Here is a 24,483-nt window from a genome sequence, read left to right as displayed (position 1 = left end):
AGACAATTTGATTCTAATAATCAAATGAACATTTGTCACGTAGTTAAATAGATTATAACACCAAGACTTCACCATAATTAATCAATATATTGGAAATATGTTGGTTAGTATATTGAAAATAATGATAAAAAACATTGAACTTCTGGCACACAAATGCTCATAATAAATATAATAATTTTTTTTATAATCAGACCGAAAATATAGGAAAATGTAATGCAATCAAGCCGCTCAGTATTCTTTATTTCAGACAGGACCGGGGTTACGGCAGAAAACTTCGGTATATCTTTACTTAATCAGTTTGGCCAAATTAAGTTCAAGTCAACGACTGTTCCGTTTGTCGATACACCATTCAAAGCACAGCAACTGATTGAAAACATCAATACCATCGCTAAGACCAAGAATCAGCGCGTGATTGTCTTTTCCAGTATTATTTCTGAACATATCCGGCGCATGTTTGATAACCACGCTTATATTTTTCATATTGATGTTTTTGATAGTTTTATCCCAATGCTGGAACAAGAATTTGATACAAAAGCCCACATGGTAATGGGACTTACCCACAGTATTGTGGATGAAACTAAATATGATGCCAGAATCCATGCAGTAAACTTTGCGCTAGAGAATGATGATGGTATTACCGATAAGAACTTCTCTAAAGCGGATGTGATTTTAGTGGGCGTATCTCGTTCAGGTAAGACACCAACCTGTCTCTATCTGGCACTACAATATGGCATATTAATGGCAAACTATCCGTTAACACCTGATGATTTACATAGAACAGAACTGCCTAATATGTTAAAACCGTACCGGAACAAATTATTTGGTTTGACGATTGAGCCACTCAGATTAAACCGGATTCGTACCGAGCGCCGTCCAAACTCAACTTATGCCAGTTTACATAATTGTCAGTTAGAAATTAATGAAGCAGAATCGATGTTCCGCCAACATGGTATTCCGTTTTTAAACTCAACACATAAATCAGTGGAAGAACTGGCAGCCAGTATTTTACAAATTACCAATATCCAAAGACGCTGTTAAGTTTCATCATAAAAATAAAACCACCTTAAATGGTGGTTTTATTTAATGTTAAATATACTTAATCCGCACTCTCTCAATCAACCATAATATAAAAGCTAAGACAATAAACAGTCCAAGTAACATCCCTGCATTGATGATCGCCTTTTCATACCCGATACGAATCACATTAATAAAAGGATAAGGATATTGTCCGGTAATATGACCACGAATAAAAATATATCCGCCATAAATCATCAGTGGAATACAGGCCAGTACTACCGTTTTGCGATCAATTCGGGGATAAGGGCCATATATCAGCCAGCTTAGTAAGCCAAGAGCCGGCACAATAAGGTGTAAAGACTCATTAGCCATTTGCAGGATAGGTGTTGGCGGTTTATGAATTCCTCTCAGCACAGCGTTATAAACAATAGCTGTAATTAATACTCCCACCAAGCCATCTAAGCGAATAATACGAAATAACTGGCTATTGGCTTTTGGATTAATCACTAGAAAAGCACTACTGATTGCCAGGCAAATATTCGACAGGACAGTAAAAAAGCTATAGTAAAAAATAATTCGGCCGACGGGTGAATCTGGCTGCCATGGTCTGATTTTCATCAACCAGTACGTATAGGTTTCTGTACCAACAGTAATCAGTACTAATAAGATAATAAGAATATTAAGAGAGCGATTAATCATGATTGGATGCTAATTATTATCCTGAGTAAATAAAATAAATCGTAGGGTATTTTAGTGTAATGAATAGAATTGATTTAGCCAATTGTGTTACATCTAAGGCACAACCGGCTAATCAGAGATGATAAATTCAGGTTTAAATTGACCGGTCAAAATAGAGATCAACACCACTTTTTTGAGACATCCACTGCATATAGCGCTTCACATTTTCAGGAAACTTAAGTTCTTTCACGATAGAGAGGTTCCTAAGCAATGGAAACAACTGAATATCATCAGTTGACAATTCTCGCTGGTCTGAAACCATTCCCACTAATTTAGCGTCCAGTTTCACTAAAATAGTCTGGATTTCGTCACAGAGTGTTGCTGTTTTGGCTAAGCAGTCAGCAAATTTACCTAAACTTTGTTGTTTCTTCTCTGTAAAGTATGAGATAGCCCCTGCTGTAGCAAACTCTGGTAAACCAAGACTGATAAAACGCGGGGTGACTAACTGACGGAAAGCATTATCATCCAGCAGCTCAACCAACTCCATAATTTCAGCAGAGCTTTTTCCGGTTAATAATTTTGGTGGGTAAAAATCATCAACGTAATGAACAATATCCATACTTTCCGGCATATAGGAACCATCGTCTTTTTCCAGAATAGGAACTACTTTTTTACCCACCATGCTAATAGGTGTTTTTTCATCATCATTAAGAATGATTTTCAGTTCATAAGAGACCTTCTTTAGCCCAAAGATCATACGGGCACGAACGCAATATGGGCAGTGATCATAAACATATAATTTCATTATCTATTACTCCTTTCACACTGAAGCCTGATTATTGCTCAAAATATTACGGGACATATAACGTGCAATAAACGGTCCAAATAATAATACGCTAAATAGTCTTAAAATCTGTAGAGGAACAACAATTGAGAGGCTGGAATTTGTCTCGACCGCAATAATAACAGAACTCTCAAGCCCGCCCGGACTGGTCGCTAAAAAAGCAGTTAAAAAATCCACATCCATAACACTGCTCATAAATAGTGCCTGAAAATAGCAAAATATCATGATCGCAAATATCGAAACAAGTGTGATAGGCAAAGCTTTAAGCGCCAGTTTGAGTACAGAGATATTAAATCTCAGTCCGGCTGAAAGCCCCACCATTGCAAAACTCAGTGCCAGTAACCACTCCGATACTTCAATTTGAACCCAGCCTTGTAACTGCACGACGACACATATCACCATCGGAATTAATAAACGCCCGGAAGGAATTTTAATATACCGACTCAAAATACAGCCAACAATAGCAATGGCTAAGGTAATAAAAAAATCACTGGTTAATGGCGGAAACCAGACAATTTCAACCGCAACACTACTCACCCGGTCAACCATATAAAAGTGAGAAATAGCGGCCATTGATAGCACCACAATTACCACACGCAAATATTGAATAAAAGCCACTAAACGCATATCTGCCCCATAGTCAGAACAGACCACCACCATAGCCGAAGCTCCGCCCGGTAATATGCCCCATATTGCCGTATTGCCCGGTAGAGCCGAAAAACGCGCTAAAAACTTACCACATAACACACTAATAACGAGTGTAGATAATGTCAGCGCCAAAGCCAGATACCAAAACGAAGCAAGATCCTGCAACACCTGCAACGATAAAGAGCTGGCAATAAAACAACCCAGTACTGATTGAGCGAGAGAAAAACATGGTCTTGGAACAGAGAGCGAAGCACCAGACACACCTAAAATAATGCCAGCGAGCATAGGACCTAAAAGTAAAGCAGCCGATACATGTAACCATAAAAGAGCGGCTGTAATTACCACACTTAAAATAGCTAACAAGCCCCAGCGCCATAACTTTTGAGAAAAAATAGACATGAAAAACATCCGCTCAATAAATAATTATTGTGATAGAGATATCTTAATGCAATTAAGCCTGCTTTTGTTAAGGTTATTCAAAATATTTATAAATAAGGAAAGTGTTACTTAAAGGATAAAGTAACACTTAGTTATGATAAAAATCTTATCTGCTAAAACAGTGACAAATTATTTGATCGCTTTAGCAGCAACCAGTGCCGCATCATAATTTGGTTCGTGAGAAACTTCCGTGACATATTCAACATACGTGATCACATCATTTTTATCGACCACAAAAACAGCGCGGCTTAGTAGACGCAACTCTTCAATCACTACACCATATTTTAGACCAAAATCTAAATCTTTATGGTCAGAAGTCACTTTTACTGCATCAATCCCATCAGCTGCACAATAACGCGCTAAGGCAAAAGGCAGATCCACGCTGACAGATAAAATCACAGTATCTTTCAGCTTGCCCGCTTCAACATTAAAATGGTGAACCTGCGCATTACAAACCGGTGTGTCAACAGAAGGTACCGCGTTGATAATTTTCACTTTACCTTTAAAATCAGATAATTTAATCGGCGCTCTGTCAGAACCTGTAACTAAAAAATCAGGCGCTTTATCGCCAACTTTTAAACGTGGTCCAAGTAGTGTTACTGGTTGACCTTTCATGGTGACTTCATTTGTTCTCTTTTGCATAACATCCATCCTTAGTTAGCGTAACAATATACAACAAGCAATAAATGATAAATAAATTTATCTATCCTTCCTAATATAGCCCTGCTCATATAGCATGGCAACCCATTTTATGTCCCTGATTGGTGAGATAGGCAGGATAAATAATGCTGACATTTCGTGCGATATCAATTGTTGATTATTTCGACAATATCCAATTTCAGTTACACTAACTTATCCAATCATTAATAAGGGTCTTATCATGCATAATTATTTTAAAGATAAAGTCATCTGGATTACCGGCGCATCATCAGGATATGGAGAAGCACTAGCACACGCATTTGCTAAGCAGGGAGCAAAATTAATTCTCTCGGCAAGAAATACCGAAAAGCTCACTCAGCTTGCCACACAATTAGCGACTCAACTTAACAACTGTCGGGTATTGACTTTAGATTTAAGCCAGCCAGATACCTTTTATGATAAGACTCAGCAAGCCATTACCCTATTTGGTCATATCGATTTAGTTATTCATAATGGTGCGATTGCTCAGGGTACTACAATCTTTGAAACTCCACCTCACGTTGCACGCCAGATTATGGAAGTGGATTATTTCAGCTATACAGAACTCACTCAGCACCTCTTACCACATTTTATTGAGCGTAATACCGGGCACATCGTGGTCATTTCTGGCATTATGGCAAATCTTGGCATGCCAAAGCGAACCACTTATGCTGCAGCTAAAGCTGCACTTGAAGCCTATTTTCATTGCCTGCGGATTGAATTATTTTTAGCAAAATATAATATTGATATCACTATTTTGGTTCCTGGGGCAATGCAAACCTATTTTGCCAGTAAAGCCTTAAACAGTGATGGCTCCTCGATGAGTGGTAATGTCCTTAACGAGCAAGGATGCCCGGTTGATGTTGTTGCTGAACAATCATTACAGGCTATTGCGAATAAAGAATATGAAAGCTATGTCGGCAATAAAGATGAGTTCTTTATGTTATTCACTCTCTCTCAAGCCAATCCTTCTCTGGGCACAGAACTATTACTCAAAAAACTTACTATGAAGGGATAAAGACAACTCAATAAACAGGGAGAATTTCTTCCTGTTTATTCACAAGACTCACCTTTTGCATGAAATTTTAGAACCATCAACAGCAATAGACTTAAGATTGAATTTTTCAAGGCACACTTTTTATACTCATCAAGGTATACGCAGCTCAAGTAACATCAATTCAAAATATTAATCTCGTCATGAATATTTTTGCTCAGAGAAAAATGAAATATCAAACAGGTAGAAAAATAATATATTGATTAAATTAATTATTTTTAATTTATGCCAGCTCTCTCAATTTATTACTTTGAATTTATACCCACTATTTAGCGTATTAGATAGAGATTTACTCCATCTAATTATAATAAAACTCAATAATACTGATAGGAATTACTTCATTTATAATCACTACAAATAAGCCACTTAATGATATAATAAGGGTAATAGGCCTTTTTTGCGTCATAGCATTTTATCAAAGTTATTAATAAAAATATAATTATTAAAGAAAAATTAGTTTGTTGGGGAACATAGGGATGAATAAAAAAGTTAGTTTTACACGAGACTTTATAAAAGTACTGTTTGGTTTTTGTTTATTACTCATAAGCCATATTGTCAGTGCTATACCAATTACTGGTAGAGTTTACCTTGACTATGATGGTAATGGAAATAAGACCACATTACCTCTTATGAACATTCCTGTTGAGGCAATCGCTCCGGATGGAACACCTTTTACCACAACAACCAGTGCTGATGGTAGCTATAGTTTTGACGTCAGTACGATTGGTAACTATACAATTAAAGCAGAAACCGCTAATAGTGAAAGTGCTTCAATCAATCTTCTTCTCAGCGGCAGTATTGGTGCTTCTGGTAACATTTTCTTACAAGGTGATGGTGGACAATTACAAGTCTCTGTTATAGACAGCACCCCGAAAGGCTTAAAAACTATCCCGGTCACACTTTCATCAACCAATATGCCAGAGCAAGTATTACAGACAGATGCTAATGGTAAACTTGATCTCCTGTATACCTTAAAAGGTAACAGCTATACAGTCACAGTCACCGCAGAAGATATCATTGCAGATACCCAAAATGGCTCAAATTATGCACTTTGGGACATGACCATCAATGGCATGAATGGTTATGGTGATACCTATATTACCACCATGTCAGGCTCTAATGAGTCTGTGATTTATAATGTTCGTGAACGTAATGAGTGGGGAGCAGATGGTATCGTTGCTGTCGATCAAAATGATGACGGGCTTTATTCAACCGGTCGTGATACTCCCCTGGCAGGCTTTCCGGTAAATCTTTACTATCAAGGCACAACACAACCAGTCCTTGGCCAAACAACAATTACAACAGGTCCTGACGGTAAATATCACTTTAAAGATCTTCCTCTTGGCGACTATACTGTTGAGATAATGAATGTGTCTTCCCCATGGACACTGAGCTCTCCGGCATCAACACGTGCTAATTTTTCAATTGTTATCACTAATAACCAGCCATCTGCGACAGATTTTTTACTTAATGTAACGTCAACAGATACCTCTTTACCGGGCTTATCTGGTTCTGTTTTTGCCTTAGGTTCAACTCAAACCCCAGTGAGAGGCCCTGACAGTGGAGCAACAGGTGTAACCACCCCTACGTCAGCAAGTATTCGATTTGCCACACCAGTTGCACTATACCAACGTAATAATGGTAACTGGACGTTATTTTCTAGCATTGATACAAAATCCGATGGATCATTCTGGTTCAGAGGACTACCGAGTGGTTATGACTATAAAGTTATTCTTAGTGAATCAGGAATCAATACTTCATCCTACTACTTTATTGGTGATGCTGACGGTAAATCAACCAGTACCGATCCAAATTCCTTCAGTTCTCATAAAGGATTTGTGACGTTAAGTGATGGTTCATCAGCCCCGATTCAAGGTAAAGAGATTATTAGAACGAATTTGACGAATAAACAACAGAATCAAAACTTCTGGTATTCGTCGATTAAAAACTCTAATTTCTATGTCAATATTTATCATAAAAATATCGAAAATAACTATGCCTGGGGTTCAATTATCAATGGACTCAGTGCTACTAGTATGGCTGATTATTTTACCGGTCATTTATTTGAAGAAGATGGTGTAACTCCCCTTACCTTAACCAATGGGACTGCAGTAGCTCAAGTCACAACAGCAATCTTGAGTACGGGTGCCAGCATTCCAACTAAACAAGATTATGGCGGCATTGGACGAACAATCACAACGATTGACCGTGGTGGAATTATTGTTTTAAAGATAGAAGACTATGATGATACTCGTCTATCAGTGACACCGCTTACTCAATTTATTCAGGCTTCTGCCAATAACGTCACATCAGAAATTGAGTTTAAAGGTAATCCAGCTAACTCAATTTCAGGACGTGCTTATTTAAATGTGTCCCATCCAGGTGCTTTAGGTAGTTATACTCCAGGAGCTGGCGACCTTGCTACACCACAAGTACGTGTCACGCTACATCGCGATAAAAATAACGGCGTAGGTGCTCCAACCTGGCAAATTATTTCTTACTATGCCACTAATGATGACGGAACCTATAGTTTTACCAATCTTCCGGATGGTAAATACCGTGTCAAATTAGAGAAAGTATATGGTGCTGGTTTTAATCTGGATCAAAGCACTGCTACATTTGAAAATAACGTAACAGGGTCTGGCAACGAACTTTTGATTGTTTCTGTTAATGGTGGTGAATCTAAAGTCGAGCAGGATATTTGGTTTAAATTTATTCCGCCTGATTATGTTCTACGTGGTCAGGTTTATTTAGATACATATTTAAATGACTCACAAATCACTCAACCACCGCAGTCAAATAACTATTTTGACCTTTATCTTGCTGGTGCAACAGTTCTTTTATGTGAAGATAATAATCTTTCTGACTGTTATATTGGTGGTTCTGACTACATTTACCATCAAGTTGTAGGTAGTGATGGTGCTTATGAATTCCGCTCAAATAATACCGATGGTTATGCAATCTCTGGCGGTAAAAGCTATGTCGTTAAAGTTCAACATAATAATGCAACACCTGTAAATAATGGCAATTTATCAGATACTTATACTATTACCATGCCTGTTACAGTGACCTCCCCTTTTGTTAATAACTTCTTGATGAAAGGTGTGGGTCAATATAGTGGTCTGGTTTTAAACGATATTAATGGTGATAAAGTCCGTAATGGTGCGGCGAGTAATGCTAATCCGGAAGTGCCTGAGCATTCAAACTTAACGCGCTTTACCCAAACGCTTTATATGTGGAATAGCTCAACGAATAGTTGGGACTCAATGGGAGAAATTGGGTCTTATTACAGTGAGTTTAATATCTACAATTTACCTGCTGGTAAATATCGTCATGTTCTGACACAAGGCACTCAAGGTACTAAAGCTTTAGCGGTTGCTGATACTGATCCGGCAAGTGCTCCGGGTATTATTGAATTTGAAGTACTAAGTAATGGTACAATCGCTGATGGCAAAGGCTCAACTCAGCGTTATGTTTATTATGCTGCCGATTCTGGAGCCACAAATGCTGTGGAAGGTGGCATCTATCTTGATGTTACTGGTGCAGGCGTAAAAAATAGTGCCTCTGTACTCCTGTCTGCTTCTGATGTAGGTAGTTCAAGAGTTGTAGGCTATTTCACGCCACGCTTATATGAAAACTATACTGTTGGTGAAGGTGCCGTCTTAAGTTCTCCTAACTACATTGATCCTAACATTGCGGCTAATAATGGTAAATTCTATTTAAACAGCTCCACTTCAACAAATGGTGCTGTCCATGTAACTAACTTCTTATTAAGATTAGATAATTTACCACCACAATATGAGTTAGTGGCAAATAGTGGTCCAAAACAAAGTTACTTAAATACCAGTATTCAAAACGATCTTGCTTATATGCAAGTGACTCCGGCAATTAGTGGTGCTGTCGATCAATATTGGTTAGTCAAACTAAAAAATAATACCCAAATTACAGGCCAGCTTTACTATGATTCAAATAAAAATGGTACTTATGATGCTGGTGTTGATACTGCGTTAAGCGGTGTAAGGGTTGAACTTTGGAAAGATAATCAATTCTATTCATTTGTGAGTTCTGATTCTAACGGTAACTATGCGTTTGTCGGACTATTAAGTGGTAATTATTCCGTTAAAGCAACAACTGATGGGCTAGATGAAACACTTTATGAACTTGAAGACCCTATTAATGGCTATTCAGGTTTAACAATTGATTATACCAATTCACCGACACTTGATGGTCAAGACTTTATCTATAAAAAAATTGGTGATGCATCAATCAATGGCTACGTCATGCTTGATGTTAACAACAATGCTATTTTTGATTTAAGTTATGACAAATTAGGCGATATTCCATTAAACGGCGTAACTGTTGAACTTTATAAAAATAGTGCAACAGGTTCACCTTATATGACTACAGTGACCAATACTAAAGGCTATTATAGTTTCTCTGGTATTGATCTTAGCACTACTTATGTTGTCAAATTAGTTTCCCCAAGTGGCTACGGCGTAATCAGTAATGCAGACAGTAACAACACAGAGTTACTCAGCAATATTGTTATTGGTGCAACTCCGTCGTCAGAAATTAATAAATATTTCTTACTGGCAGGTAATACTAATACCAATCCTGGTGGTGGTATTACTGATAATGCAGCCAGAAACAGTGGTATTGCAGGTAAAACAGTTATTGATAATGGGTCAGATGACCCATTGGCTGGTGTTTTATTAAGTTTAAGAGATAACACAGGTAAAGAACTCGCTCGCCAAATCACAAATAGTGCTGGTGAATACCAATTCTTTAACCTTGATAATGGTACTTACAGTATTCACGTCGTTGATGCACCAAGTGGTTATGCATTAACTGATAATGTAACAAGCACTGCTCCTCTGGACACGATTAGCAATATCACCTTATCTGGCGGTGGTGTGAGTGGTCAATTCTTCAAATTCAAAAACGCTAGTCCGGATGGTATTAAAGGTACCATATACGTTGACTTTGGTTCAGATAATCAAATAGTCAGTGGTAATGTCACTATTGATAGCAATGATTTTCCATTACAACAAAGTGGCATCAAAGTTGAGTTATTTGAAGGTACTGGTGCAACGGGCATTAAACTGACAGAAACAACAACAGATGCAAATGGTGTTTATCAGTTCCCTAACCTGCTTTATGGTGCAGGTAGTAACTACTCAGTACGAATTGATACTTCGACTTTACCGGCTGATTATCAATTTGAATTAAGTAAGTCAGGTCTGGCAGCTGCTGGTTATGTGCTGGATATTGCAAATCTACAATATGACGGCAGTTTAGAAAATCACTATTTCGTTACAGGTAAGTTAACTATAGCCGGTGATGTATGGCTTGATAGTGATTATGACTTAACCCAAAGCAGTAGTGAATTAGTCTCTGGTGTGAATGTTGAGTTATATTATCAGGCACCGGGTTCAACAAGTCTGTCATTATTAAAATCAATACCTAGTGATACACTGGGTGCATACTCCTTTACGCTTCTGCCAAAAGGAACTAACTATCAAATTAAAGTAGATAGTTTAAGCACTGCTTTAAACGGAACGTCACTTATCCCGGCGACAGGTAGCCATAGTATTGCTAACAATAGTGATACCTATGATTTTGTCCCATTAAATGCTGATGATAATAAGAGTTCTGCCTACCAATACAACGGTAAAATCAGCGGAAAAGTGATTATTGATGTTGATAACAACCAAAGTTATGTATTTGGTGTTGATAAGCTTTTTGCTGATGTTAATTTGGAACTAACCGCAACAATCAACGGCAATACGGTCACCAGAACAACAACTACTCTGGCAGACGGTACATTTAGCTTTGAAAATTTATCTCCGGCTAATTGGCAATTAACCAGCTCAACAACGCAATCTATTACTGACTGGAGCAATTACTTGCTCAATTATGCACTGAATAGTGCCGGCAGTAAAACTTCAGGCAGTAGTGCTTTACCTCTGACTGAAACAATTGCAGTAACAAGTGGAGCGATTAACCAAATCACAAACCTTGAAGTTGGTTATAAAGGTATTGCAAAAATCAGTGGCTATGTGGTGATTGATACAGAGCCATCAGCCTCTCATACGAATAAACAAGCGAGTGATATTGCTGTTGCTGGAGTACCTGTTACTCTAACCTCTAGTGCTAGTGGGTTTGCAAGCAAAACGATTAATACAGACAGTACTGGTTACTATGAGTTTACTGATTTAACCATCTATAATTATGATATTAGTGTTGATAGTAGTTCTAGTGGCTTAACAGATTACCAAATTAGTTTTGATGGACTCGGAAATACCAGCTTCTCTTCTCCTGTAGCAGCAAGTCGTGTCACACTTCCGGTGACAACAAGTAATGCTGTTCTGACAGATAAAGACTTTGGTTATAAAGGTCAGTTAACCTGGACAGGTCATGTGACTCGTGATATTGATGCCAGTGGCACCCTAACCGATATCGATGAGCCATTTACCACCGCACAAACAGTAACCTTAACGCGTACTGACGTAACTCCAAATATCGTTAAAACCACCACTACATCCATTGTGGCAGCTGATCGCGGTGAATACACCTTTACGGACTTAATGCCGGGTACCTGGGAAGTGAGTGTAACAGCACCAACAGGTTATGCGGCAAGTTATGCACCAGCTGCTCAAACCTTAGTGGCAGGCACTAATGTGACCGATATGGATCTGGGCTTTAAAGGCACCGGTACATTTAGCGGTCTGATTGTTTATGATAACAACGCTAATAATGCGTATGACAGCGGTGTTGATACACCTATTCTGGCTACCATCAACGTTAATTTAAGTGGCGGCACCGGCTTTACTGCGCGCAATATTGCCATTAACGCGGCAACCGGTGAGTATACCTTAACCGATTTAGACGCGGCTTATACTGGTTACCTCGTGACCGTTGATAACACCCAAACGAACTTCCCGGCAGGCTGGGGCGTAAGCTTTGCACCATACAACACAGCAAATGCCAACAGCATCACTATCGACTGGGCACAGCCGACCACTGATAACCATTTCGGCTTTGCAGGTAATGGCTCACTGGCGGGTACTGTTCTGATTGATGTGGATGGTAGCCAAAGTCATACCGGTGTCGACACCAATTTTGCCGGTGTCAATCTGGAGCTGACTGCCACCATTAATGGCGTAACGATTACTAAGACAGCCACCACAGACAGCAACGGCGCATTTAGTTTTGATGGTTTAGCAGCAGGCAACTGGTCACTCAGTACTGCAGCGGCTCAAACAGTGGCTAACTGGACTGATTATCAGCCAAGCTACAGCCTGAAAAGTGATGGTACCACTAAAGTGACAGGCAGTGCTGCCCTACCATTATCAGAATCAATTGCTATCAGTGGAGGGTCACTGAGCCAGTTAACGGGCATTGAAGTTGCCTATACCGGCTCGGCTAAAGTTAGTGGCTATGTCGTACTTGATGCGGCACCGTCAGCTTCTCATACCAGTAAACAAGCGGGTGATATCCCGGTTGCTGGTGTGCCTGTAACCTTAACTTCTACTGACAGCAACTTTACTGATCGGGTGATCAATACAGACAGTAACGGTTACTATGAGTTCACTGCCCTTGCTGTTTATAGTTACGATATCAGCGTGGACGCAAGTCATAGCAGTCTGGCTAGTTACGTCATTAGTTTTGACGGACTAGGTAATACTGCATTTTCATCACCAGTAGCGACAAGCAAAGTTACGCTTCCGGTTACAACGCTAAATGCCGATTTAACTGATAAAGACTTTGGTTATAAAGGTCAGTTAACCTGGACCGGCCATGTGACTCGTGATATTGATGCCAGTGGCACCCTAACCGATATCGATGAGCCATTTACCACCGCACAAACAGTAACCTTAACGCGTACTGACGTAACTCCAAATATCGTTAAAACCACCACTACATCCATTGTGGCAGCTGATCGCGGTGAATACACCTTTACGGACTTAATGCCGGGTACCTGGGAAGTGAGTGTAACAGCGCCAACAGGTTATGCGGCAAGTTATGCACCAGCTGCTCAAACCTTAGTGGCAGGCACTAATGTGACCGATATGGATCTGGGCTTTAAAGGTACTGGCACATTTAGCGGTCTGATTGTTTATGATAACAATGCTAATAATGCGTATGACAGCGGTGTTGATACGCCTATTCTGGCCACTATCAATGTTAATTTAAGTGGCGGCACCGGCTTTACTGCGCGTAATGTAGCCATTAACGCGGCAACCGGTGAGTATACCTTAACCGATTTAGATGCCGCTTATACCGGGTATATCGTGACGGTTGATAACACCCAAACGAACTTCCCGGCAGGCTGGGACGTGAGCTTTGCACCGTACAATACAGTAAATGCCAACAGCATCACTATCAACTGGACGCAGCCAACTACTAACAACCATTTCGGTTTCTCCGGTAATGGTTCACTGGCGGGTACGGTTCTGATTGATGTGGACGGCAGCCAAAGTCGTACCGGTGTCGACACCAATTTTGCCGGTGTCAATCTGGAGCTGACTGCTACCATTAATGGTGTGACGATCACTAAGACAGCCACCACAGACAGCAACGGTGCATTCAGTTTTGATGGTTTAGCAGCAGGCAACTGGTCACTCAGTACTGCAGCGGCTCAAACAGTGGCTAACTGGACTGATTACCAGACAAGCTATAGTCTGAAAAGTGACGGTACGACTAAAGTGACAGGTAGTTCTGCGCTGCCACTATCAGAAACCGTTGCGGTAAATAGCGGCTCACTGAGCCAGTTAACGGGTATTGAAGTAGCCTATACCGGCTCGGCTAAAATCAGCGGGTATGTCGTGCTTGATGCGGCACCATCAGCTTCTCATACCAGTAAACAAGCGGGAGATATCCCGGTTGCTGGTGTACCTGTCACACTGACTTCTACTGACAGCAACTTTACTGATCGGGTGATCAATACAGACAGTAACGGTTACTATGAGTTCACTGCCCTTTCTGTTTATAATTATGATATCAGCGTGGACGCAAGTCATAGCAGTCTGGCTAGTTACGTCATTAGTTTTGACGGACTAGGTAACACCGCATTTTCATCACCAGTTGCGACAAGCAGAATTACGCTTCCGGTTACAACGCTGAATGCCGATTTAGCCGATAAAGACTTTGGTTATAAAGGTCAGTTAACATGGTCCGGCTACGTAACACGTGATATTGATGCCAGCGGTACACTAACCGATATCGATGCGCCATTCCCTGTTGCTCAAACAGTCACTTTAACCCGCCTAGATATAACGCCAAATCTGGTAAAAACAACAACCACGTCTATTCTTCCTGCTGATCGTGGATCTTATAGTTTTGCAGATTTAACACCAGGTACATGGGAAGTGAGTGTTACTCCACCAACTGGTTACGCGGAAAGTTATGCACCAGCTGCTCAAACTTTAGTGGCTGGCACTAATGCTATTGAAAAAAATCTAGGCTTTAAAGGCACAAGCACATTTAGTGGTCTGATTGTTTATGATAACAATGCCAATAATGCTTATGACAACGGAGTTGATACACCTATTCTGGCTGGTATCAATGTCAATTTAAGTGGTGGCACCGGCTTTACCGCACGTAATGTGGCCATTAACGCAGCAACTGGTGAATATACTCTAACGGATTTAGATATCATTTACACAGAGTATGAAGTTACTGTTGATAATACGCAAACTAACTTCCCAGCTGGTTGGGGCGTAAGCTTTGCACCATACAACACAGCAAATGCCAAAAGCGTCACTATCGACTGGGCACAGCCGACCACTGATAATCATTTTGGTTTCTCTGGTAACGGCTCACTGTCTGGTACAGTGCTAATTGATGTGGATGGCAGCCAAAGTCGTACCGGGGTTGATACCAACTTTGCCGGTGTGAATCTGGAGCTGACTGCTACTATTAATGGTGTGACGATCACCAAGACAGCCACTACAGACAGCAACGGGGCATTCAGTTTTGATGGCTTAGCTGTTGGCAACTGGTCACTCAGCACAGCTGCGACTCAAACTGTCACTAACTGGTCTGATTATCAGCTAAGCTATAGCCTTAAGAGTGACGGTACGACCAAAATCAACGGTAGTTCTGCCCTTCCGTTATCAGAAACGATTGCCATCAACAGTGGCTCACTCAGCCAGTTAACCGGTATTGAGATAAGCTACATGGGTTCTGCTAAAATCAGTGGGTATGTCGTACTTGATGCGGCACCATCTGCCTCTCATACCAGTAAACAAGCGGGTGATACTCCGGTTGCTGGTGTACCAGTCACATTGACTTCTACTGACAGCAACTTTACTGATCGAGTGATCAATACAGACAGTAATGGCTACTATGAGTTCACTGCTCTTGCTGTTTATAGCTACGATATCAGCGTAGACGCAAGTCATAGCAGTCTGGCTAGTTATGTGATCAGTTTTGATGGACTCGGAAATACGACTCTTTCTACTCCGGTTGCCGCTAATCGTGTCACTATCCCAGTGACAGCGACAAATTCAGTTTTAGCGGATAAAGACTTTGGTTATAAAGGTCAGTTAACCTGGACCGGCCATGTGACTCGTGATATTGATGCCAGTGGCACCCTAACCGATATCGATGAACCATTTGCCACTGCGCAAACGGTGACCTTAACGCGTACTGACGTAACTCCAAATATCGTTAAAACCACCACTACATCCATTGTGGCAGCTGATCGCGGTGAATACACTTTCACGGACTTAATGCCGGGTACCTGGGAAGTGAGTGTAACAGCGCCAACTGGTTATGCGGCAAGTTATGCACCAGCTGCTCAAACCTTAGTGGCAGGCACTAATGTGACCGATATGGATCTGGGCTTTAAAGGTACTGGCACATTTAGCGGTCTGATTGTTTATGATAACAATGCTAATAATGCGTATGACAGCGGTGTTGATACGCCTATTCTGGCTGCCATCAACGTTAATTTAAGTGGCGGCACCGGCTTTACTGCGCGCAATATTGCCATTAATGCAGCAACCGGTGAGTATACCTTAACCGATTTAGACGCGGCTTATACTGGTTACCTCGTGACCGTTGATAACACCCAAACGAACTTCCCAGCTGGCTGGGGCGTAAGCTTTGCACCATACAACACAGCAAATGCCAACAGCATCACTATCGACTGGGCACAGCCGACCACTGATAACCATTTCGGCTTTGCAGGTAATGGCTCACTGGCGGGTACTGTTCTGATTGATGTGGATGGCAGCCAAAGTCGTACCGGGGTTGATACCAACTTTGCCGGTGTTAATCTGGAGCTGACTGCCACCATTAATGGTGTGACCATTACCAAGACAGCCACCACAGACAGCAGCGGCGCATTTAGTTTTGATGGTTTAGCAGTAGGCAACTGGTCACTCAGTACTGCAGTGGCTCAAACCGTGGCTAACTGGACTGATTACCAGCCAAGTTACAGCCTGAAGAGTGATGGTTCCACTAAAGTGACAGGCAGTGCTGCCCTACCATTATCAGAATCAATTGCTATCAGTGGAGGGTCACTGAGCCAGTTAACTGGCATTGAAGTTGCCTATACCGGTTCGGCTAAAATCAGCGGGTATGTCGTACTTGATGCGGCACCGTCAGTTTCTCATACCAGTAAACAAGCGGGAGATATCCCGGTTGCTGGTGTGCCTGTAACCTTAACTTCTACTGACAGCAACTTTACTGATCGTGTGATCAATACAGACAGTAATGGCTACTATGAGTTCACTGCCCTTGCTGTTTATAGTTACGATATCAGTGTTAATAGCAGCCACAGTAGCTTAAGTAATTATTTACTCAGCTTTGACGGTTTAGGTAACACTACGTTATCTGCTCCTGTTGCAGTAGATCGTGTAACAATTCCCGTCACTACCATTAATGCTAATTTAACCGACAAAGACTTTGGTTATAAAGGTCAAATCACCTGGACCGGCCATGTTACGCGTGATATTGATGCTAGCGGAACTTTAACCGATATCGATGAACCATTTGCCACTGCCCAAACGGTGACCTTAACGCGTACTGACGTAACTCCAAATATCGTCAAAACTACCACCACATCCATTGTGGCAGCTGATCGCGGTGAATACACCTTTACGGACTTAATGCCGGGTACCTGGGAAGTGAGTGTAACAGCGCCAACAGGTTATGCGGCAAGTTATGCACCAGCTTCTCAAACCTTAGTGGCAGGCACTAATGTGACCGATATGGATCTGGGCTTTAAAGGTACTGGCACATTTAGCGGTCTGATTGTTTATGATAACAACGCTAATAATGCGTATGACAGCGGTGTTGATACGCCTATTCTGGCTGCCATCAACGTTAATTTAAGTGGCGGCACTGGCTTTACCGCGCGTAATGTAGCCATTAACGCGGCAACCGGTGAGTACACATTAACCGATTTAGATGCCGCTTATACCGGATATATCGTGACGGTTGATAACACTCAAACGAACTTCCCGGCAGGCTGGGACGTGAGCTTTGCACCGTACAATACAGTAAATGCCAACAGCATCACTATCAACTGGGCGCAGCCAACCACTGATAACCATTTCGGTTTCTCCGGTAATGGCTCACTGGCGGGTACAGTACTGATCGATGTGGATGGTAGCCAAAGTCGTACCGGTGTCGACACTAACTTTGCAGGAGTCAATCTGGAGCTGACTGCTACCATTAATGGTGTGACGATCACCAAGACAGCCACCACAGACAGCAACGGCGCATTCAGTTTTGATGGTTTAGCAGCAGGCAACTGGTCGCTCAGTACTGCAGCGGCTCAAACAGTGGCTAACTGGACTGATTACCAGCCAAGCTACAGCCTGAAAAGTGATGGTACCACTAAAGTGACAGGCAGTGCTGCCCTGCCACTATCAGAAATCATTGCAGTAAATAGTGGTTCACTCAGCCAGTTAACCGGTATTGAGATCAGCTATATTGGCTCAGCTAAAATTAGCGGCTATGTCGTTATTGATATGGATCCGGATGATGGAGTACTGCAAAAAACAACCAATGATATTGCTGTTGAAAATGTTTCTGTGACATTAGGTTCGACTGGCGCTGGCTTTACCAGCAAGACAGTGAGAACAGATAGCAATGGATATTACGAGTTTACTGGCTTAGTAAATTACACTTATCAAGTCAAAGTTGATAGCAGTGCAACAGAACTTGCAGGTCATACGATTAACTTTGATGGTTTGGCTCAGTTAGCACCTACTGCGACTGATACTATCTCACTCACTATTACATCAACGTCAGAAGTTCTGCAAGATAAAGACTTTGGTTACCGTGGTAATGGTGTGATCTCTGGAATAGTCTATCGCGACCTTGGTGGTTTAGGTGTTGCCCATCCAACGGTTGATAACACTGCTACCCTTGCTGGTGTCATCGTAAAAGCTGAGCAAAATGGTATTGTTCGTTACTCAACAGCGACCATTGCAGATGGTAAATATCGTATAGAGAACCTTCCATCTGGTTTATGGCAAGTGACGTTAGATACGCTACCAGATACTGATTTATCATTTAGCTATACCAGAGATTTAATCGGTGCGACTACTACAGTTGTAGCTGGAGGTGCTGAAATTGAAATCAATCCAAGACTAGCTGCTCGAGCTGCTGTCAGAGAAGGACAAGTCAACTTTGGTGTTAAAGCAAGCTCAGTCTTATCTGGTCGAGTGGTCATTGATATTGATGATACCGTTCCAACACCGGCTAATATTGATACTAATGATATCTCTGTAGCAACAGTGAACAATACTTACCAAGTAAAATTGACAGTGCAAGGTACAGAAGTAGCTGTTGTGCAAGTCACATCAAATGGTGATTATAGCTTTAACAATCTATCTCCTGATGCGGATTATGAGATTTCTGTCATTACACCAACAACGGGTTACCAAAGTAGCTTTAATGTTGAAGGTACTATGAGCAGCGCCTCAGCAGGAACAGTGAATGATACCAATACTACGATGGCGCGTATCTACCGATTTGCCACAAATAGTGGTCAAATTGTAAATAGCAATTTTGGCTGGAAAGGTGCAGGTAGTATTTCCGGTAATATTTTCTGGGATAAAAACGATAATGGTATTTTTGAATCAGCAACAGATCCTGATCTGGGAGTACCATTAACGTTAACGCTAACAACCACAAATCCTGCGTTGAGTTCAGCAACAATCACCAGAACCATTGCTATGGGTGATACTGATTATCAGGTTACAGGTTTAGTTCCGGGTGTATGGCGACTCGTTGTAAGTGGTGTGCCTGCAGATTACAAAGCTAGCTTTGACCCTGATGATGCTTACAGTCCAACTGCTATGGCTGCAACATCAAATACGGCTCAAATCAACATTACTGGTCAGGCAACAAACCAACACTTTGGTTATATTCAAGGTGGTATTATTGGCGGTGCTGTAAAAGAAGATATCAGCGAAGCAGGTATCTATAATGCTAACCATCCTGGTATTGAAAATGTCGAAATCGCCCTGCTTGATTCTTCGGGCACGGCTATTCTTGATACGAATGGGCAACCTAAAGTTGTGTTAACAAATACACAAGGTGATTTTAACTTCCGTAACCTTGATATTACCCAAAGCTATAAAGTGCAATCCAAATTTGGGGCAACGTCAAATAGCAGTAATCCACTCTATGAAATGGATGCCAGCTATGACTCACAAGTAGGAGCGATTACTGGAAGTGTGAGTACCGTCATTAATGGGGTACATACGTTAGTTGCAGATATTAGTAGCGCAGCACAAAACGAAATTACCTCAGCACAACTGTACTTTGGTTATCGTGCACAGGCTGGTGATCTCATCATCCAAAAACTAGTATTAAAAGATAACGTTGTTGTCGGTGATTTAGTGCCTTATACCATTATTATCACTAATAATAATGCCGGAGCTGTCACCGGAATTACGATTAAAGATACTATTCCGGCTGGCTTTAAGTACGTTGCAGGCTCTGCAAGACTGGATGGTGCGAAAATTAGTGATCCTACCGGTAGCCGTCCAATCTACTTTAATAATATTAATGTAGGAGGAACCGCCGGCGGTGTTGAACCTTCAAAACGCACGCTCACTTATATGCTGGTTGTGGGTGCAGGTGTCACTCAAGGCGAATACACCAATATTGCAGTGGCAGTTGGCCGTACAAATAAAGAACTCTCTAATACGGCACAAGCAACAGTAACTGTAACAGGTGACCCATTATTTGACGACGCGCTTATCTTTGGTAAAGTCTATGTTGATTTAAATGGTAATGGTGTTCAGGATCCAGGAGAACCAGGTCTTGGTGGAGTCAAACTTGTCACTGCATCAGGACAAATTATTACCACAGACCAACATGGTCGTTACCACTTACCGGGGGTGTCTGGCGGACGCTGGGAGCGAGGCACAAACTTTGTGTTGAAACTTGATCCTCGTAGCTTACCTGATGGTTATCGTTTCAAAGGACGTAACCCTGTGGTGGTCAGACTGTCACCAGGCTTACCAAGTAAAATCGACTTTGCTGTTTCAAGCACAAAATAGCAAAACAAAAGGCTGGAATTAACCAGCCTTTTTCTTACCAGTGAGGAATATCTCAATACGAGTATTGCTCTTTATTTATCAGCACCAAGGGGCCTTCCTTATTTTTTAGCCTAACCACCTGAAGACTGTTTTAAAGTAGATAGACAGAAGATAATCGTTTTGAATCACGATGCTTAATAAAATACCCTCTAACTTACTACTCAATAAAAACAAATTAAATTAAATCAATAGATTAAAAATTAAAATAATTACTATAGAGCCTATCAATACTTGGTGATGAGAATAATTTGAGAATAGAGATAAAGAAATGACAAGGCTGATAAGAGAATGCTCTGCCTTGTCATTAGACTATTTTACTGTTTCAATAAAGTGTACTCTTCTTCATCAGAATTTAGTACTGGTTCATGTTCATAATCCAACAGAATTAAGCGATTCTCACCCACAGCAAAATTCACAAATTCATTACCAAAATTGTCATATAACGTAATTTGATTACCGTCGCTATTCCAGCTAAAACTACCTTTACGCTCATTACCTTTAGCCGCAAATACGTAATTAGTGTCATATAACTGAACAGTAATTTCAGTCAATTCATTATCCAGAGGTAAAACACCTGTATACACACCAACATAGTCCAGTGAATTCATGGAGTTGTGCATATCAGTCGTCTCGACCGGAGTTTCTGGCAGTGGTTGCCCTGCCGAGGTAGAATTTGACTGGTTATCACACGCCATAAGCATAAATGACGCAAATAGTAGGACTAAATATTTTTTCATGTGCTCTCCCCAAATATCCTTGATTGAATCGAGTAAATTAACTATAAACCTTTTTGTTGCATCACCCGTTCAACGGTATCAACAACAGCCTGTGTTTGTGGATCTATTTCAATATTCACGTACTCACCCATTTGCTTCCTGCCTATGGTTGTACGTTCCAGTGTTTCCGGAATTAAGTGTACGTTAAAACAGTTATTTGTCACATTACCCACCGTTAAACTAATACCATCAATTCCGATAAAGCCTTTATATAAAACATATTTAGCAAATTGTTCCGGTAATTCAAAAGTGATACGCCAGTTATTGTCAGTTTCTAAAATATCCACAATCTTAGCAGTACAGGCGATATGGCCAGACATTAAATGCCCGCCAATTTCATCATTAAATCTTGCCGCACGCTCTACATTGACATAATCATTCACTTTTTTACAACCTAACGTCGTGAGATTCAGTGTTTCACTCATCAGATCAAAACTCACTAAGTCCTTTTCTACTTTTGTAATAGTCAGGCAGCACCCGTCATTAGCAATAGATGCACCAAGCTCGAGCTCTTTCGTCATCGACTCTGGTAAACGTACAGTATAAGTACGCAACTCAGTTTTATCCTTGATATCAATAATTTGTGCGATACCTTGTACAATTCCAGTAAACATAATGATTTCCTATTCGATATTTACTTTATTGTACATTAAAAACTAACAAAGAAATCACCACACTGATCAAAAAAATCAGGTTTATTTTAGGTATAAAAAATCCGAAGGAGAACCTTCGGATTTTTATGAATATAATGGTCTTTACTATTTTATTTTAGTAACGCTTTCGCATTAGCTAAAACATTCTCAACAGTAAAACCAAATTCTTTAAATAGTAACTCTGCTGGCGCAGACTCACCAAATGAACGCATACCAACGATACGGCCGTTAAGACCAGCATATTTGAACCAGTAATCAGCAATACCTGCCTCAATCACAACACGTGCTGTGACAGCTGCTGGTAATACTGCTTCACGGTATGCTGCATCTTGTTTATCAAAGGCATCCGTTGATGGCATTGAAACAACACGAACTTTACGACCTTCTTTAGTCAGTTGCTCATAAGCAGCAACAGCAAGTTCAACTTCTGAACCAGTCGCGATAAAGATTAGCTCTGGCTGTCCCTGACAATCTTTAAGGATATAACCACCACGGTAAACATTGGCGAGTTGCTCAGCAGTACGCGGTTGTTGTGCTAAGTTTTGACGAGAGAAGATCAGCGCAGATGGACCGTCTTTACGTTCGATCGCATATTGCCATGCAATTGCTGACTCGACCTGATCACACGGACGCCATGTACTCATATTTGGAGTCACACGCAGACTTGCTAATTGCTCAACCGGTTGGTGCGTTGGACCATCTTCACCCAGACCAATAGAATCATGAGTATAAACAAAGATTGCACGGATTTTCATCAGCGCAGCCATACGTACTGCGTTACGCGCATATTCCATAAACATCAGGAATGTTGCACCGTAAGGGATGAAACCACCGTATAAAGCAGCACCATTCATAATCGCTGACATACCAAATTCACGTACACCATAATGAATGTAGTTACCTGCTGGATCTTTATTAATATCTTTAGAACCTGACCACATCGTTAAGTTACTTGGCGCTAAGTCTGCTGAACCACCAAGGAATTCAGGTAATACTTTACCAAATGCTTCAATCGCATTTTGTGATGCTTTACGGCTGGCAATATTGGCCGGATTTGCCTGTAATTTTTCAACAAATTCTTTAGCTGTTGCTGACCAGTTAGCCGGTAATTCACCAGCGGTACGGCGTTTGAACTCTTTTGCCAGTTCCGGGAATGCTTTTTCATAAGCCGCAAAACGGGTATTCCACTCAGACTCAAGTTGTTTACCTTTTGCTTTAGCATCCCACGCAGAATAGATATCAGCAGGAACTTCAAATGGAGGATAGTTCCAGCCAAGCGCTTTACGTGTTGCTTCGATTTCAGCATCTCCAAGTGGTGCACCATGAACATCATGAGTGCCCGCTTTATTTGGAGAACCAAAACCAATGACAGTTTTACACATAATAAGTGATGGTTTATCTGTCACTGCCTGAGCCTGTTCAATCGCTTTTTTGATTGCATCTGCATCATGACCATCAACACGTAGCACATGCCAGTTATAGGCTTCAAAACGTTTAGCTGTATCGTCTGTAAACCAACCTTCAACATGACCATCGATAGAGATACCGTTATCATCATAAAGTGCGATTAACTTACCTAATTTTAAGGTACCTGCTAAAGAACACACTTCATGAGAAATACCTTCCATCAGACAACCATCACCTAAGAAAGTATAGGTATAGTGATCAACGATATCGTGACCTGGTTTATTGAATTGTGCAGCTAATGTTTTCTCAGCAATTGCCATACCAACAGCATTTGCAATACCCTGACCCAGTGGACCTGTAGTCGTTTCAACGCCAGGAGTATAACCATATTCAGGGTGACCCGGCGTTTTTGAGTGTAACTGACGGAATTGTTTTAATTCTTCGATTGGTAGATCATAACCGGTTAAATGTAACAGGCTATAAATTAACATTGAACCATGACCATTAGACAAAATAAAGCGGTCACGATTTGGCCAACTTGGGTTAGTTGGGTTATGTTTTAAAAAGCCACGCCATAAAACTTCAGCAATATCTGCCATCCCCATAGGTGCACCCGGGTGACCTGATTTTGCTTTTTGCACACCATCCATGCTTAGAGCACGAATTGCATTTGCTAACTCACGATGTGAAACAGTTGTCATTTTACTCTCCGAAAAGT

At 41.0% G+C, this 24,483-nt stretch carries 10 protein-coding genes; 3 read left to right on the top strand and 7 right to left on the bottom strand.

Translation table 11 applies throughout. From position 1 onward, the window contains the following. The first annotated feature begins 213 nt into the window (after positions 1 to 213). The gene (ppsR, locus tag IPMB12_RS04795; RefSeq protein ID WP_166915465.1) at positions 214 to 1,038 is read left to right on the top strand and encodes a posphoenolpyruvate synthetase regulatory kinase/phosphorylase PpsR; all 825 of its coding nucleotides are present in this window, start codon (positions 214 to 216) and stop codon (positions 1,036 to 1,038) included. A gap of 48 nt (positions 1,039 to 1,086) precedes the next feature. Here ppsR and IPMB12_RS04790 read toward each other — a convergent pair whose 3' ends face one another. From IPMB12_RS04790 to tpx, 4 genes are all read right to left on the bottom strand, one after another. Continuing rightward, a complete protein-coding gene (locus tag IPMB12_RS04790; protein WP_166915462.1) occupies positions 1,087 to 1,716 on the bottom strand; it encodes a Pr6Pr family membrane protein in 630 nt (209 codons plus the stop codon). 133 nt (positions 1,717 to 1,849) lie between these two features. Beyond that, positions 1,850 to 2,500, bottom strand: a complete 651-nt coding sequence (gene grxB / locus IPMB12_RS04785) for a glutaredoxin 2 (protein WP_166915460.1) — start codon at positions 2,498 to 2,500, stop codon at positions 1,850 to 1,852. A 15-nt stretch (positions 2,501 to 2,515) separates the two neighbouring features. After that, complete coding sequence (locus IPMB12_RS04780; protein WP_166915458.1) at positions 2,516 to 3,586, bottom strand: AbrB family transcriptional regulator; 1,071 nt, start codon at positions 3,584 to 3,586, stop codon at positions 2,516 to 2,518. Positions 3,587 to 3,754: 168 nt separating this feature from the next. Continuing rightward, positions 3,755 to 4,267 (bottom strand): thiol peroxidase, encoded by a 513-nt coding sequence (gene tpx, locus IPMB12_RS04775; protein WP_208293555.1) that lies wholly within the window; start codon positions 4,265 to 4,267, stop codon positions 3,755 to 3,757. A 238-nt stretch (positions 4,268 to 4,505) separates the two neighbouring features. Between tpx and IPMB12_RS04770 the strand changes: the two genes are divergently transcribed. Both IPMB12_RS04770 and IPMB12_RS04765 read left to right on the top strand, forming a co-directional pair. Then, positions 4,506 to 5,321, top strand: a complete 816-nt coding sequence (locus IPMB12_RS04770; RefSeq protein WP_166915454.1) for an SDR family NAD(P)-dependent oxidoreductase — start codon at positions 4,506 to 4,508, stop codon at positions 5,319 to 5,321. Positions 5,322 to 5,833: 512 nt separating this feature from the next. Then, positions 5,834 to 20,890, top strand: coding sequence for an SdrD B-like domain-containing protein (locus IPMB12_RS04765; protein ID WP_166915452.1), 15,057 nt, complete (start codon positions 5,834 to 5,836; stop codon positions 20,888 to 20,890). 353 nt (positions 20,891 to 21,243) lie between these two features. On the opposite strand, the gene IPMB12_RS04760 is transcribed toward IPMB12_RS04765, so the two are convergent. The 3 genes from IPMB12_RS04760 to tkt form a co-directional block, all read right to left on the bottom strand. Next, entirely contained in the window at positions 21,244 to 21,666 is a 423-nt protein-coding gene (locus IPMB12_RS04760) for a copper resistance protein NlpE (RefSeq protein WP_166915450.1), read from the bottom strand. Positions 21,667 to 21,707: 41 nt separating this feature from the next. Beyond that, positions 21,708 to 22,319, bottom strand: coding sequence for a riboflavin synthase subunit alpha (locus IPMB12_RS04755; protein WP_166915448.1), 612 nt, complete (start codon positions 22,317 to 22,319; stop codon positions 21,708 to 21,710). 149 nt (positions 22,320 to 22,468) lie between these two features. Further along, positions 22,469 to 24,466 (bottom strand): transketolase, encoded by a 1,998-nt coding sequence (gene tkt / locus IPMB12_RS04750; RefSeq protein ID WP_166915446.1) that lies wholly within the window; start codon positions 24,464 to 24,466, stop codon positions 22,469 to 22,471. Positions 24,467 to 24,483: the final 17 nt, after the last annotated feature.

This window comes from Zophobihabitans entericus (assembly GCF_011745665.1).
Taxonomy (GTDB): Bacteria; Pseudomonadota; Gammaproteobacteria; order Enterobacterales; family Orbaceae; genus Zophobihabitans; species Zophobihabitans entericus.
The sequence above is the reverse complement of the archived record's forward strand: the minus strand, read 5'-3'. Positions and strand labels throughout refer to the sequence as shown.